This is a genomic window from Pseudomonas sp. NFR16, from assembly GCF_900108875.1.
Classification (GTDB): domain Bacteria; phylum Pseudomonadota; class Gammaproteobacteria; order Pseudomonadales; family Pseudomonadaceae; genus Aquipseudomonas.
This window is the reverse complement of the sequence record NZ_FNYJ01000006.1, coordinates 211,505-226,121: the sequence shown is the minus strand read 5'-3', so window position 1 is coordinate 226,121 and position 14,617 is coordinate 211,505. Positions and strand designations below refer to the sequence as shown.

Genomic DNA, 14,617 nt, shown 5'->3' with positions numbered 1-14,617 from the left:
CCTCTGCCCAGCAAGGAAATCCGCACTCATGCCCATCAGTAAGGCCACCGCGTCGGCCGTTGATAAAAAGTCGCTCCGGGAACGCGCGCTGCACGCGTTGCTGTTCGAAGTCATCGGTGTTCTGGTGTTCGCACCGGGCCTTGCCTGGGTGCTCGGCCAGTCGCTTGGCAAGATGGGCGCGATGACGGTGATGATTTCCACCATCGCGATGCTCTGGAACATGCTGTTCAACGCCGCGTTCGACCGTCTGCGCGCACGCTTCGGATTTGCGATGAGCCTCAAGACCCGCGCGCTGCACGCCCTGTCCTTCGAGAGCGGCCTGATCGTCGCCGTCGTGCCGCTGGCCGCGTGGTGGCTGTCGATCAGTCTGCTGGAAGCCTTTGTGCTGGACATCGGTCTGCTGCTGTTGTTTTTGCCGTACACCCTGCTGTTCAACCTGGCGTACGACCAACTGCGCGAGCGACTGATGCGGCGTGGTCATGGCAAACGCGGGCAGCGCCCGAACCCGCGGCCAGACCGGTCGTCTTTATAGCCCTCCGGCGCGTGCATGCCCCAGGAGAAACGGCAGCACGTTCGCCAGCAATTCATCCGGTATCTCTTCGGCCAGGTAGTGACCGCCCGGCAATGCCTGACCGCGCACATCCGTCGCGACCTTGCGCCACTCATTCAGCGGCTCGAAGCATTTGCCGACCGTGCCGTCGGCGCCCCACAGCACCAGTAGCGGCAGTTGCAAATGATTGCCAGCGGCGATGTCGGCGCGGTCATGCTCAAGGTCGATGCCGGCGCTGGCGCGGTAGTCTTCGCAGACACCCCGGGCCGCGCCGGGCAGGTTGGCGCAGCGCAGGTATTCGGCGAACGCCTCATCGGTGAACGGCGCCAGCCCTGCGCTTCGCGTCCCCATGACACTGCGCAGATACTGTTCCGGATTGGCTTGCAGCAACGTCTCCGGCAGCGGCGCCGGGCGGATCAGGAAGAACCAGTGCCAGTAGGCTCGAGCGAAGGCCTCATTGGTCTGGCTGTACATCGCAAGCGTCGGGGCGATGTCGAGCAGCGCCATGCGCTGGATCACGCCGGGATGATCCAGCGCCATCCGATGGGCGACGCGTGCGCCGCGATCATGGGCAAGCACAGAAAAGTCAGCGAAGCCCAAGGCTTGCATCAACTCGATCATGTCGCGGCCCATTTCGCGCTTGGCGTAAGGGGCGTGGTCGGCGGTGGCAGCAGGCTTGCTGCTGTCGCCATAGCCGCGCAGGTCGGCGGCAACCACCGTGAAATGCTGGCTCAGGCGCTCGGCGATCTTGTGCCAGATGACATGGGTCTGCGGGTGGCCGTGCAACAGCAGCAGCCCCGGGCCGCTGCCTCCGACCCGGTAAGCGATCTGCACGCCATTGACCTGACGCTGATCTTTCTGGAATCCGACAAACATGGCTCGCTCCTTCTGACGTTGTGCCCGCATGCCACCCCAAAGGGCAGGCGCGGCGAGGCCTGCATATGGCCGTGGTGTGGGTGACTGCGTGTCGACAGTCGACCCGGATTAAAGACCACGCAAAGGGCAATTGGTCTCCCTCAATCCCGATTCATTGGCTATTCGAAGCCCACGCTCGCCCGCGTAATGTAGCGCCACCGCTTACGAACCTTCCTGACTGTTTCATCGGAGACGCTGACATGAACAAGAGAATTGCCTGGGCGCAAAAGTCGCCGCAAGCCTACAAAGCCATGCTGGGCCTTGAGGCCGCGCTGGCCGCATCCGGCCTGGACCACTCGCTGCTGGAACTCATCCGCCTGCGCGCTTCGCAGATCAATGGCTGCGCCTATTGCGTGAACATGCACGCCAACGACGCGCGCAAGGCCGGCGAGACCGAAGCGCGGCTGCAGACACTCAGCGTGTGGGCAGAAACCGAATTCTTCACTGAAAAGGAGAAGGTCGTCCTTGCCTGGGTGGAGAGCCTGACGCTGTTACCGGTCCATCACGCGCCTCAACACCAGTATGAAGCGCTGCTCGCCCATTACTCCGAAGCGGATGTCGCCAACATCACCCTGGCCGTTGCCACCATCAATGCCTGGAACCGCTTCGGCGTAGGTTTCGCGATGGTGCCGGCGTGAGTCACCGGGCACCGCCGCCGTCTGCGCTTCAGACTTTCAGGTAACGGCCACTGAGCGCCACACCCAGCAGCATCACGGCGATGACAAGAAATGCAACGCCCAGGCTGCTCAGGTGGGCGACGAAACCGATGCCGGCCGGGCCCATCAGAATGCCGATGTAACCCAGCGTCGTGATGGCCGGAACGGCAACGGTTTCGGGCATGGTCTTCTGCCGCCCCACAGCGCTGTAGAACACCGGGACGATATTCGAACAGCCAAGCCCGACCAGCGCGTAGCCGCACAAGGCCGCCTGCCAGGTGGGAACCAGCGTCGCCACGGCCATGCCGATGGCGGCGCACAGGCCGCCAAACAGAATGATGCGGTGCACGCCCAGGCGCCGCACGACCGGATCGCCGCACAGCCGGCCGATGGCCATGGCCAGGGCGAACACGGCGTAACCGAATCCTGCATAAGACGCTTCGACGCCCCGCTGCGCACTGAGGAAAACCGCGCTCCAGTCCAGCATCGCGCCTTCGGTGAGAAACACCGTAAAGCACATCAAGCCGATGAACAGCACCACGCCGCGGGGAACCGCGAAGGCCGGTCCTCCGGCATCGCTGCCGTACGCGAGCAGATGCGGCGCGGCCTTGTACAAGGCGATGGCGATGAACAGCGCCACCAGGGTCATGCTCAGCCACGGCCACACGCCCGCGCTCAACAATGCCGACACACCGGCGGCACCGATGATGCCGCCGCAACTGAACAGGCCGTGAAAGCCTGACATCATGGTTTTGCCGCTGGCGCGCTCGACGATGATCGCCTGAATATTGGTGACGCAACCCAGCGCGCCCATGCTGGCGCCGTAGATGAACAATGTCGCCACCATCGACGGCATGTGGGTCAGCGTCGCCAGCAGTGGCAGGCACAGGCAAGCGATGCTGCCCACCACGACGATGATGCGCCGACAGCCGAAACGCACGGTTGCGGCCCCCGCCAGCGGCATCGAAAGGATCGAGCCGATACCCAGGCACAGCAGGAGCAAGCCGAGGCTGGCATCGTCCAGCCCCAGCCGGCTTTTGGCGTAGGGCACCAACGGCGCCCAGGCAGAGATGCTGAAACCGGTGATGAAGAAGGCGACGCGGGTCGAGAACTGTTCCAGCCGCCCGGGAATAACGGGCACTGCGGTGCTGATAGAGGTCATTGCCGCTCCCTTGCTGCGTTGATGAATCCTGCCCGCCGCCATGGGCCGGCAAAAACAAGCGTAACAAAGGTTGTGGCGATGCCGAAGGAAGGATGTCGCGGGAATTGCCCTCAGGAATGCCTCAAAGGGCGTGACAGCCACAGGCAGGCCCGACGTTATCAGGCCGAACGCCACCTGCGATCAAGCGCTCGCTCGCGAAGGCGGTCATTCAGACACAGCAACGCTGACTGACACACCGCGTTCGCGAACACGCTCACTGCCCGGATTTATCGACGCGTGAAAGTCAGGCTTTCCACGGCGACTTGCGGATGATGTCGACGAAGTTCAGCGGTTTGAACGTCGGGTCTTCATCCACCAGCACGTCGGCGTTGACGGTGCCGAAAGTGGTGTCCGGTTTCGCCCGGAAGCCGTTGGCAAACGCGCAGATGATGCATTCCTTGAATGCCTCGCCCCGCGGATGGGCATGGGTCACGGTCTCGCGCTGCTCATCGCTGAACTGCTCGTACTTGATCCCGAGTACGTCCATTTCGACACCCGCCGTCACCAGTGCCACGTTCGGCCGCAGATGCTCGGGCACGCCGGGCGTTGTGTGCAGCGCAATCGACAGCCAGACCTGTTCCATGTCGCCTTCGGACAAGCCGAACGGCTTCATGAAGGCACGGGCGGCATTGGCGCCGTCGACTTCGAAGCGCAGGTCCGGGCTGCGGTGCTGTTCCACCAGGCCCAGGTCGTGGAACATCGCGCCGACGTACAGCTGTTCGGCGTCATACTTCAAACCTTTGCGTTCACCGGTCAACGCTCCCCAGAGGAATACGCGACGGGAATGGTGAAACAGCAGGTCGTCTTCCTGATCGCGGATGTAGTCGGTGGTGGCGCGGGCAAGTGCGCTGTCGGGAATCTTGATACCGGCGATTTCCTGGCTCATGGCGGTCTTCCTCAATCGGTCGCGCCGGCATGGCGCGTTGAGGACAAGTCTCCGGCAGGCAGGGGTCGCGCTCAATCGGCACGCGGTCTCGTTCTCTGCCAAACGTGCATCGTTTACTGCCAGCCGATCTGCTGTTTACCAGATAGCTGACCGTCCGCCGCGAACGCTTCGGATAGACTGTGCGCCGTTTCCCGCAAGCAGGCCGAAAGAGCCTGACAGCAGGTGACGTTTTCTCCCACAAGAACCGAACCAAGGAGCCCCCGTGTACAAGGGTGTCGCACTATCGGTCATGGCCTCCTGCCTCTTCGCGGTCATGTACTACTACACCTCATTGCTGAAGCCATTGAGCGGTGAAGAAATCTTCGGCTGGCGCATGCTGCTGACCCTGCCCTGCATCACGCTGTTCATGCTGTCCAGCGGCGACTGGAAACTTGCCCGCGGCCTCGCCGCTCGGGTGCGCCAGACGCCTGCCCTCCTGGGTGCAATGGTGTTGTCGTCGGCATTGATCGGCGCCCAGTTGTGGCTGTTCATGTGGGCGCCTCTGCATGGCCGCAGCCTCGAGGTGTCGCTGGGCTACTTCCTGCTGCCGCTAACGATGATTCTCACAGGCCGCGTGGTCTACGGCGAGCACTTGTCCCGTCTGCAGAAAATCGCGGCCTGCTGCGCGCTGATTGGCGTGGGCAATGAACTGTTCCGGCTGGGCAGTTTTTCCTGGGAAACGCTGTTGGTGTGTCTGGGCTATCCGGTCTATTTCGTCCTGCGCCGGCGGATCAGGACTGACCACCTGGGCGGCCTCTGGTGGGACATGTTGCTGATTCTGCCTGCCGCGCTGCTGTTCATCTGCCGGGGCAATCCGTCGGTGGTCGAGCAGATGCCGAAGCTGTATGCGCTGATCCCCATCCTCGGCGCGATCAGTGCGTCGGCGCTGGTCAGCTACATCCTCGCCAGCCGCTTGCTGGCCTTCAGCGTGTTCGGCCTGCTCAGTTATGTCGAACCGGTGTTGCTGGTCGGCGTTGCCTTGCTGCTTGGCGAAACCATTGGCCGCGACGAATGGCTGACCTACCTGCCGATCTGGGTGGCGGTGCTGGTGCTGGTGGGCGAAGGAGCCAAACATGTGCTGGTGCAGCGACGCAGAAATCAGGCCTGACAGCGCGTGCCGAGGGCGAGGCGGCCTTGGTCAGCAGCAGCGGTTCAGCGCCCGAAGCGCGCCAGCTGCATTTCCTGCAAGCGGCTCAGCGTGCGGCGAAAGGCGAATGCCAGATAACCTTCGGTGTAGAGCGCCTGCATCGGCAGCTCAGCCTCGATGTAGAGCGGCACCTTGCGGTCGTAGCATTCGTCGACCAGCGCAATGAAGCGGCGCACGCCGTCGTCGTAAGGTGACAACTGCGGCAGTTCTCGATCCCCCGCCGCCACCTGCTCGATGCCATCTTCGGTGCCGCGCGCGATGCGCCCCTCGCGCTGCGGCGCGCTCAGTGCCGGCACCTCGCTGAGCAGCACGGCCGTGTAGCGGTCACACAATTCGATGAAATCTGTGGCAGCCAGCGGCTGTTCGCACAGATCGGCGTAACGGCACCAGACCACGGTCTTGCTGCTGCGCACCACCGGCAGATGCCGCCGACCGAGGGGCACCGGCTGGATCGACACCGACTCGCCACTGCTCAGTTGTTCGAAGACGTCGACCAGTGCACTGCGCCCCTGCCCGGCCTTGACCCAGTAACGCTGCTGCGCCTGCCCCGGGTGCAGACGGTGATCCTCACCGCCATCCACGCAGACCACGTTCATGTAGTGATTGATCGCAGTGATCGCTGGCACGAAACGCTCGCGGTTATGCCCCGTGGCATACAGCTGCTCGGGCAGCTGATTAGAGGTGCAGACCAGCACGACACCTTGCTCGAACATCGCCCGCAGCAGGCCGCCCAGGATCACCGCGTCGCCGATGTCATTGACGAACAGCTCGTCGAAACACAGCACCCTGACTTCCTCGCTCAGTTCCCGGGCCAGCACATCCAGCGGCTTTGCCACCCCCGTGAGCTGAAAAAGACGCTGATGGACCCAGCGCATGAAGTGATGGAAATGCTGGCGACGCGCAGGAATCTGCAAGCCTTCGTAAAAACGGTCCATGAGCCAGGTTTTGCCACGCCCCACCGGGCCCCACAGATAAACGCCCTTGGGCGGTGCATGTGGTTTGCCATCGCGCAGGGCCAGCCAGCAGGCCTCAAGCGCGCGGGCAGCCTGACGTTGCGCCTCGTCTGCCTGAAAACCCTGCGTGTCGACGGCCTGCTGCCATGCTGCCAGTGGAGAAAGCGCACTCATCGACAAACGTCACCGCGTACGGGAAGAGGATTCGAGGCGTCTGGAGTACGACGCCCCCAACAGATAAAAACACCCGCCCGCCACGATGAAGCCCGCCAGCATATAGAACATGAAGTGCGCTGACTGGGTGGCCAGGGCAAAACCGCACAGCACCGGGCCGAGCGCGCCGCCCAGGTTGGAGAGGTTCTGCGCGCCGTAGTACATGCCGCGCAGATGAGCAGGGGCGATGCGGTCGATGAACATGTACTCGGCCGGAAACACGATGATTTCGCCCAGGGTGAACACCGCCACCGCCAGCGACCAGTGCAGCACCGTCGAGGACAACGCAAAGCCCACGACGCCGGCCAGAAACAGGCTGAAACCCAGCGTCAGCCACTGGTTGAGGTACTGATGACTGATGTAGCGGCCCACGAAATACTGCAGGCAAATGACCACCGCCGCGTTCACCGCGACCACCGAACTGATGACCTGATAAGTGAATTCCGGCGTGCTGGTGGTGACCAGATATTGCGACAGGTACGCTGTGAACTGGCCGAACACCACTGCGCTGAGCACTCCACCCACGGTGAAGCAGACCAGCCGGTAATCCTTAAGCAGGATCCGGCCCACTGCCACGAACGAAACCGGCGCGTTGGCCGGGTCCGCCGAGCTGAGCCGGCGGTCACCGTAGAGCGCATACACCACGAAGAACCCCAGCCCCAGCGCGGCCGACGTCAGGAACGGCAGTTTCATGTTCCACTGCGCAAGCCCTGCGCCAATGAACGGCCCGACGGCGTAGCCGATGTTGATCAGTGTGTAGCGCACCGAAAACACTTTGCTTTGCTCGGCCACCGGCAGCAGCTTGCCGAAAGCGGCCTTGACGACGATGTCGATGACTGAATAGGCGAAGTTGAACGACACCAGAAACAGGAAGAACAGCCACAGCTGGCCGGTCACGCACATGCCGACGAAGCCGGCCACGAAAAATCCGGTGAAACACAGGATCAGTCGGTAGCTGGACAATTTGTCCGTCAGGTAGCCGCCATACAGACTGAGCAACGAGCCGACGATCAAGGCGCTGCCCACCACCATGCCGATGTCGCTGATGCTCAGCGTGAAGTTCGATGACAGATAGATCACCAGATAAGGCAAGGTGATCGCCCTGCCCAACGTCAGAAACAGCGACGACGACAGCAGGAGATTGACTGAGGCAGGGTAATGTCTGAGCGCGGCGAGCATCCGTGGTCTGTCCTCGACAGTGGGGCAGTGGTCATTCAAGCCAAACATCGTTACACAATCGCGCTTGACTGGACACCGGGATGAAATTTTTCCCTGCGATTTTTTCCGCGTATAAGCGCTTTGGAGCCCCCTTTGATTAGCGGCGTAACACCCGCCGCCTTCCCGGCTAAAGCCGGTCCTACGAAAAACTTACAGCGTCTGTAGGACCGGCTTCAGCCGGTCTTTAGGAAAAGCTTGTAGCGCCTGTAGGACCGGCTTCAGCCGGTCTTTAGGAAAAGCGTGTAGCGCCTGTAGGACCGACTTCAGCCGGGAAGATCCGGTGTGTCGGGTGGAGATCTGGCGGCTGGGAGTCAGCCTTCGCGAGCAAGCGCTCCCACGGGATTTCTGTCTGGCCAGAGAATCTGGGTGTGCCTGGAAATCCCTGTGGGAGTGAGCTTGCTCACGAAGAGGCCGGTACGGGTGGCGGTTCTCGTTTGCCTCATCCATCCAGTCGCTGGCAACACTGCCCTGACAGCTATGTTGCGGGCGCACGGCCGATGTCTGGCTGGCCCGATTCGCTCACATTCCGTAACATCCCCACCCTTTGCGCCCTTCTCCCCAGGTATTTCATGAAGCCCGCTCGTTTGCGCGCCGACGTTCTCGCCGGCCTCACCACCTCGTTCGCCCTCGTGCCCGAGTGCATCGCCTTCGCGCTGGTCGCGCACCTCAACCCACTGATGGGCCTGTACGGCGCCTTCATCATCTGCACGCTGACTGCGCTGTTCGGCGGACGCCCCGGCATGGTTTCCGGCGCTGCGGGGTCGATGGCCGTGGTCATCGTCGCGCTGGTCGTGCAGCACGGCGTGCAATACCTGCTGGCGACCGTCCTGCTGGGCGGGCTGGTGATGATCGCCTTTGGCGCGCTGCGCCTGGGCAAGCTGGTGCGCATGGTCCCCTACCCGGTGATGCTCGGCTTCGTCAACGGCCTGGCCATCGTCATCGCCATGGCTCAACTCGAACACTTCAAAAGCGGCGACGCCTGGCTCAGCGGCACCCCGCTCTACTGGATGATCGGCCTGGTCGCCCTGACCATGGCCATCGTTTACCTGCTGCCGCGCCTGACCCGCGCAGTACCGCCTGCGCTGGTGGCCATTCTCGGCGTCGGCCTGCTGGTGTTCCTGTTCGGCCTGCCAACCCGCACCCTTGGCGACATGGCCCACATCGCCGGCGGCTTGCCGGATATCGCGCTGCCCGACGTGCCCTGGAATCTGGACACCCTGCTGATCATCGCGCCCTATGCCATCCTGATGGCGCTGGTTGGGCTGCTGGAAACCCTGCTCACCCTTAATCTCACCGACGAAATCACGGAAAGCCGTGGCTACCCGGATCGCGAGTGCGTGGCGCTGGGCGTGGCAAACATTACCTCCGGTGTCTGCGGTGGCATGGGTGGCTGCGCGATGATCGGCCAGACCGTCATCAACCTCAGCTCAGGCGGCCGGGGCCGTCTCTCAGGCATCGTCGCCGGGGTGATGATTCTGATGTTCGTCCTTTTCCTGTCGCCGCTGATCGAGCGCATCCCGCTGGCAGCGCTGGTCGGCGTGATGTTCGTGGTCGCTCAGCAGACATTCGCCTGGGCGTCGCTGCGCGTACTGCGCAAGGTGCCGCTCAATGATGTGCTGGCGATCATCGCCGTCACCCTCGTGACGGTGCTCACGGATCTGGCGACCGCCGTGGTGTTCGGCATCCTCATTGCGGCGCTCAACTTCGCCTGGCAGCAGGCGCGCGAGCTGTACGCCGACAGCCATGTCGAAGCCGATGGCAGCAAGATCTATCACCTGCACGGCACGCTGTTTTTCGCCTCCACCACGCCGTTTCTGGATCAGTTCGATCACCTCAACGACCCTGATCACGTCACCCTCGACTGCCGGCACCTGAGCTTCGTCGACTATTCGGCGATCGCTGCCCTGAAAACCCTGCGCGAGCGCTACCAGAAGGCTGGCAAGCATCTGCGTGTGGTGCACTTGTCAGAGCGCTGCAAGCAACTGCTCAAGCGCGCGGGTGTGCATCACGCGTAGACGCCGCCCCACGGCCGGCAGTGGACAGCTTGGGCCGCCACTTTTTCGCGCACCACACTGGAGAATTGTTCCAAAAGTACTCAAATTTTGTACACAACCCGATCCTCGAATAGGTGCAGAGCGATTTGCCAAACGGGCGGAGCGCTGGATTACAAGGGCTGTCGCCACCGCCCGGTAATTTCCTGACCGCCTGATCAACTCAATGGCGCAGTAATTGCTCGTGCACAGATCAGCGGCACTGTTCCATCGTGGTTGTGCGCTTTACTGCGGAGTTTTCTATGCCTGTCTGGCGAAAAAGTATTCAGTGGCAGCTGACATTGAGCATGGGGGCTGCGCTGGTGATCAGCAGCCTGATCGTGATCGCCATCTATGCGTTCGCGCTGAACAGACTCACGGATCGCTACCTGCTGCAGCAGGCCATGCCGGCCAGCGTCGAGGCCATTCGCAACGACCTTGAACGCCTGCTCGCCGCTCCCCTCACGGCGGCCAGCGACATCGCCGACAATACGCTGGTGTCCGAATGGCTGGGTAACGGCGAAGACGCCGCGCAGCAATCGGCTTTTATCCGGTATCTGGCGAAAATCAAAGAACAGCACAACGCGCTGACCACATTCATCGTCGCCAGGGACAGCGGCCATTACATCACCAATAAAGGCGCCGATCGCACGCTGCAACGCGGGCCGACCGAGAACAACTGGTTCTACGGCTTCCTCGACAGCAACAAACAGCGCTCGCTGGACATCGACATCGACGCCACGACCAAGGTGCCGACGCTGTTCATCAATCAGCGGATCGTGCACAACGGCAACGTCGTCGGCGTGGCCGGGCTCGGCTTTGGCATGAGCGCGCTGTCGCAGATGGTTCGCGACTTCCGTTTCGGCAAGCAAGGCCAGGTGTACCTCGTCAGCCAGGACGGCCGGATCAAGGTGCATCCGAATGCCGAGCTCAATGACCGTGAAGCCCTGTCGCAACTGGTCGGCGAGTCTGCCGCTCGCAGGTTGCTCACCGAAAACGAGAACGGCCAGGCGCTGGAATTCAAGCGCGACGGGCAGGACTACGTCGCCGTCGCCAAGCCAGTCGCGTCGCTGGGCTGGACGCTGGTCAGCGAGGTGCCGATGGCTGAAGTCTACGGCCCGGCCAAGGATGCGTTGACGCTCATCTGCGCCATCAGCATCGCGGTTGTGCTGTTCTTCCTCGGTTTCGTGGCGTGGATCGCGCGCGGTATCGTGCGCCCGATTCGTCAGGTGACCCATGCGCTGGTGGACATCGGCGCGGGTCAAGGCGACCTGACCCGGCGACTGGACGACAAACGCGAGAATGAACTGGGCGATCTGGCGCGCGGCTTCAATCGCTTCATTGAAAGCCTGCGCGCACTGATCGGCGACGCCTTGAAAACCAGCGAGCAACTGCGTCACAACGTCGTCGAGGTCACGCGGGTTGTCGACAGCACGTCGAGCCGCGCGCTCAAGCAACAGCAGATGACGGACATGGTCGCCACCGCCGTTCATGAGATGGGCCTGACCGTGCAGGAAATCGCCCGCAATGCCGGGGCAGCGGCCGATGTGTCGCGCAATACGCATCGGGAGGCGGTGTCAGCCAGGCAAGTGGTCGGTGAGTCCATCGACCACATCCAGAGCATGTCCGACGGTGTAGGCATCGCCGCAGGCGCCGTGGAGCATCTGGCCACGCAGATCTCGACCATCGATCAAGTGCTCAGCGTTATCCGCAGCATTTCCGAACAAACCAATCTGCTGGCCCTGAACGCAGCCATCGAGGCAGCGCGAGCAGGCGAAATGGGCCGGGGCTTTGCGGTGGTCGCCGATGAGGTTCGAACGCTCGCCGGCCGCACCCAGACCGCCACTTCGGAAATCCGCCAGATGATGAGCGAACTGAAAAGCGGCGCCGATCAGGCAGTCACCTCGATGCGTGCCGGACAGGCCGCCACCGGAACCGGTGTCCAGGCCAGCCGGCGTACCGGAGATTCCCTGGATGCCATCGCCGGCCACGTCGAAGAGCTGACCGATCGCAATCATCAGGTCGCCGCCGCCACGGAAGAACAGAGCACCGTGACCGAGGAAATCAATCGCAACGTGCAAGGCATTGCCGACCTGGCGCAGTCCACCGCGCAAGACGTCAAGATGTGCAGGGAGGATTGCCTGAAGTTGTCGGAGCAGGCCGATCATCTGGCCATGCAGATGGCGCGCTTCACGTTGTAATACAGACGGTGCGCCCCGTTTGACTCATGGGCAGGCGCCATTCACCGGCCGCCTGCCTGAGGTGCGCCCGCGGACCATGCGCAGTCAGCCCAGCGCCCGAAGGATGTCCTCGGTGCCCAGCACCTGCGCATATTCGCCGTGCAGATTGGCCAGCGACATGGCGTGAATGTCTTCGGCACGGCGCGGCTGACCAAAGAAGTCGGCGCCGTCGAAGGTGTAGCACGCGTCGTGCGGAACGATCACGTCAAAGCCCAGATTGCCGCCGGTGCGCGCGGTGGATTCCACCGAATTGTGGGTGACGACGCCGACGATCACGACCTGGCGAATCCCGTCCGCGCGCAGCCAGCCTTCCAGCGCCGAGTGGCAGAACGCATCCGGAACTTGCTTGTGCAGCTCGCCCTCTCCTTCGTGGGGCAGAAACTCGGGCTGGAATTCGACACCGGACTGCTGGGGCCAGAACACCGAATCCGGCGAGCGGGAGAAATGCCTGACGTGTATGACGGTTCGCTGCGAGTCACGCCAGGCCTCAAGCAGCGCCAGCATGTTCTGCTCGGCATCCGGGTTGTTGCGCCGTCCCAGTTTCGGATGATTAATGCCTTGCTGCATGTCGATGATGACCAGCGCGGCTTTATTATCAAACTTCATTACATCCCTCTTTCCTTGCGCTCGCCCCGCTCACACGGCACTGAAATGCCGCGCTAGTTCTTGTCGGGCGAACTGCTCAATGGTGAAATCCACGAACGCCCGGGTCTTGCCGGGCAACAATTTGTGTTCACTGTAATAAATGCAGATGCTCCCGTCCTCGACATACCAGTCGGGCAGCACGCGCTGCAACGTACCGGCGCGCAGGTAAGGCACGGCGAAGGGCATGCTCACCAACGCAACGCCCAGACCCTGCACCGCCGCGCGGCAGGCGGCCTCGGAATCGCTCATGGTCATGCGCAGCTTCAGCCGCAGCGGCGTCTGCTCCTGAGTGCGATGGATCAAGGGCCAGGAGCGGATCCGCCCGGTCTGCGGCGAGCGGATCAGGATGCCGTCGCACTCGCTCAGATCGTCCGGGTGTGAAACGTGAGCATTTGCCAGCATCCAGTCGGGTGAGGCCACCAGAACGCGGTGCGCCGGGGCCAGCTTGCGCGCCACCACGCCCTGAGGCAGGTCGAAGCCACCGCCGATGGCGGCGTCGAATCCCCCGCCGATCAGGTCCACCTGGCGGTTGTCGAAATGCCAGTCGGGTGTGATCGCGGGGTATCGGCTCAGAAATTCGCCCAGCAGCGGCATCACGTACAGGCAGCCGAATATCGTCCCGACACTGACTTTCAGCGTCCCGGCCGGACTGCCCTGCGCGCTGGCCAGATTGGCGACGGCGTGCTGGATGGTGTTCAGGCTGCTGCCGACTTCGGCCAGAAACCGCTGCCCGGCTTCCGTCAGGGTCAACTTGCGGGTACTGCGTTGAAACAATCGCACGCCCAGCCGAATTTCCAGTTTCGCCACGCTCTTGCCTACGGCGGCTGGGGTCAGGCTCAGGCGTCTGGCGGCTTCGGCAAAACTGCCAACCTCCGCGCTGCGCACGAAGCATTCGAGGCTGCTGAAATATTCCATCGTTCATATTCACAACTTCTGGTTTACACAGACTATAGCGATTACCGGCTACCGGGAATCTAATCCAGGGCAGATACTTTAGTCATTCACCCACTCTCAACGGTTACAGGACATCGACATGACTCATCCCACCAACCTCATCGGCAAGACAGCACTGGTTCAAGGCGGCTCGCGGGGCATCGGCGCAGCCATCGTCAAACGCCTGGTCGAACAAGGCGCCGCCGTCGCCTTCACCTTCGTAAGCTCCGAAGAGAAAGCCCGCGCCCTGCAGGACAGCATCACAGCGGCAGGCGGTAAGGCACTGGCGATCAAAGCGGACAGCGCCAGCGCCGAGGACATTCGCAGCGCGGTGGCCCAGACCGTCGACGCCTTCGGCGGCCTGGACATTCTGGTCAACAACGCGGGCGTGCTGGCCATCGCGCCGCTGGACGAGTTCAGCCTCGAAGACTTCGACAAAACCCTGGCCATCAACGTGCGCAGCGTCTTCATCGCCACTCAGGAAGCCGCTCGCCATATGAAGGAAGGCGGTCGCGTCATCAATATCGGCAGCACCAACGCCGACCGCATGCCGTTTGCCGGCGGCGGGGTCTACGCCATGAGCAAATCGGCGCTGGTCGGCCTGACCAAAGGCCTGGCGCGCGACCTCGGCCCGCGCGGCATCACCATCAATAACGTACAGCCCGGCCCGGTCGATACCGACATGAACCCGGCCAACAGCGACTTCGCCGAAACCCTGCTGGGCCTCATGGCCGTTCCGCGCTACGGCAAGTCCGAAGAAGTCGCCGCCATGGTGGCCTATCTGGCAGGCCCGGAAGCGGGCTACGTGACTGGCGCCAGCCTGACCATCGACGGCGGCTTCGGCGCCTGATCCCAAGGCCGACCGGGAACGAAAAAGCCCCGGACTTCGCGAAGAAGCCGGGGCTTGCTGCATTTCTGCTTAACCGCATGAAAATTCTGAAAAAAAGTTTTGCCTTCGCCAGAACTTTCGACTACATTAGCGCGCCTCGAC

General features: G+C 62.6%; 13 protein-coding genes and 1 pseudogene. 7 read left to right on the top strand and 7 right to left on the bottom strand.

What is annotated here, in order from left to right; genetic code table 11:
• The first annotated feature begins 28 nt into the window (after positions 1–28).
• Positions 29–532, top strand: coding sequence for a multidrug/biocide efflux PACE transporter (locus tag BMZ10_RS22205; protein WP_093467244.1), 504 nt, complete (start codon positions 29–31; stop codon positions 530–532).
• Here BMZ10_RS22205 and BMZ10_RS22200 read toward each other — a convergent pair.
• On the bottom strand, positions 527–1,426 hold the full coding sequence (locus tag BMZ10_RS22200) for an alpha/beta fold hydrolase (RefSeq protein ID WP_093467241.1): 900 nt from the start codon (positions 1,424–1,426) through the stop codon (positions 527–529). The genes BMZ10_RS22205 and BMZ10_RS22200 overlap by 6 nt on opposite strands.
• Positions 1,427–1,665: 239 nt before the next feature.
• Between BMZ10_RS22200 and BMZ10_RS22195 the strand changes: the two genes are divergently transcribed.
• Positions 1,666–2,103 (top strand): carboxymuconolactone decarboxylase family protein, encoded by a 438-nt coding sequence (locus BMZ10_RS22195; RefSeq protein ID WP_093467238.1) that lies wholly within the window; start codon positions 1,666–1,668, stop codon positions 2,101–2,103.
• Positions 2,104–2,131: 28 nt separating this feature from the next.
• Here the strand turns inward: BMZ10_RS22195 and BMZ10_RS22190 are convergent, their stop codons facing one another.
• Together BMZ10_RS22190 and BMZ10_RS22185 are read right to left on the bottom strand one after the other, a co-directional pair.
• Positions 2,132–3,283 carry an MFS transporter gene (locus tag BMZ10_RS22190; protein WP_093467235.1) on the bottom strand — a complete coding sequence of 384 codons (1,152 nt, stop codon included), beginning with the start codon at positions 3,281–3,283 and terminating at the stop codon, positions 2,132–2,134.
• A gap of 283 nt (positions 3,284–3,566) precedes the next feature.
• Positions 3,567–4,208 (bottom strand): HD domain-containing protein, encoded by a 642-nt coding sequence (locus BMZ10_RS22185; protein WP_093467232.1) that lies wholly within the window; start codon positions 4,206–4,208, stop codon positions 3,567–3,569.
• Between the two features lie 262 nt (positions 4,209–4,470).
• Here BMZ10_RS22185 and rarD point away from each other — a divergent pair, with 262 nt between their 5' ends.
• Entirely contained in the window at positions 4,471–5,355 is an 885-nt protein-coding gene (gene rarD, locus BMZ10_RS22180) for an EamA family transporter RarD (RefSeq protein WP_093467228.1), read from the top strand.
• 44 nt (positions 5,356–5,399) lie between these two features.
• On the opposite strand, the gene zapE is transcribed toward rarD, so the two are convergent.
• Together zapE and BMZ10_RS22170 are read right to left on the bottom strand one after the other, a co-directional pair.
• A complete protein-coding gene (zapE, locus tag BMZ10_RS22175; protein WP_093467225.1) occupies positions 5,400–6,521 on the bottom strand; it encodes a cell division protein ZapE in 1,122 nt (373 codons plus the stop codon).
• 9 nt (positions 6,522–6,530) lie between these two features.
• On the bottom strand, positions 6,531–7,739 hold the full coding sequence (locus BMZ10_RS22170) for an MFS transporter (protein ID WP_093467222.1): 1,209 nt from the start codon (positions 7,737–7,739) through the stop codon (positions 6,531–6,533).
• A 608-nt stretch (positions 7,740–8,347) separates the two neighbouring features.
• Here BMZ10_RS22170 and BMZ10_RS22165 point away from each other — a divergent pair.
• The 3 genes and pseudogenes from BMZ10_RS22165 to BMZ10_RS28420 all read left to right on the top strand — a co-directional run bounded on the left by BMZ10_RS22165 (position 8,348) and on the right by BMZ10_RS28420 (position 12,009).
• Positions 8,348–9,793: a SulP family inorganic anion transporter gene (locus BMZ10_RS22165; RefSeq protein ID WP_093467219.1), complete on the top strand. Its 1,446-nt coding sequence runs from the start codon at positions 8,348–8,350 to the stop codon at positions 9,791–9,793.
• 278 nt (positions 9,794–10,071) lie between these two features.
• Positions 10,072–11,154 (top strand): annotated as a pseudogene (locus BMZ10_RS28425) (cache domain-containing protein); the annotation flags it as partial.
• Between the two features lie 117 nt (positions 11,155–11,271).
• Positions 11,272–12,009 (top strand): methyl-accepting chemotaxis protein, encoded by a 738-nt coding sequence (locus BMZ10_RS28420; RefSeq protein WP_371266145.1) that lies wholly within the window; start codon positions 11,272–11,274, stop codon positions 12,007–12,009.
• Between the two features lie 84 nt (positions 12,010–12,093).
• On the opposite strand, the gene BMZ10_RS22155 is transcribed toward BMZ10_RS28420, so the two are convergent.
• Complete coding sequence (locus BMZ10_RS22155) at positions 12,094–12,654, bottom strand: cysteine hydrolase family protein (RefSeq protein ID WP_093467213.1); 561 nt, start codon at positions 12,652–12,654, stop codon at positions 12,094–12,096.
• Positions 12,655–12,684: 30 nt separating this feature from the next.
• Positions 12,685–13,608: a LysR family transcriptional regulator gene (locus BMZ10_RS22150; protein WP_093467210.1), complete on the bottom strand. Its 924-nt coding sequence runs from the start codon at positions 13,606–13,608 to the stop codon at positions 12,685–12,687.
• A 118-nt stretch (positions 13,609–13,726) separates the two neighbouring features.
• On the opposite strand from BMZ10_RS22150, the gene BMZ10_RS22145 reads away from it, so the two are divergent.
• Entirely contained in the window at positions 13,727–14,476 is a 750-nt protein-coding gene (locus tag BMZ10_RS22145; RefSeq protein ID WP_093467207.1) for a 3-oxoacyl-ACP reductase family protein, read from the top strand.
• Positions 14,477–14,617 lie beyond the last annotated feature (141 nt).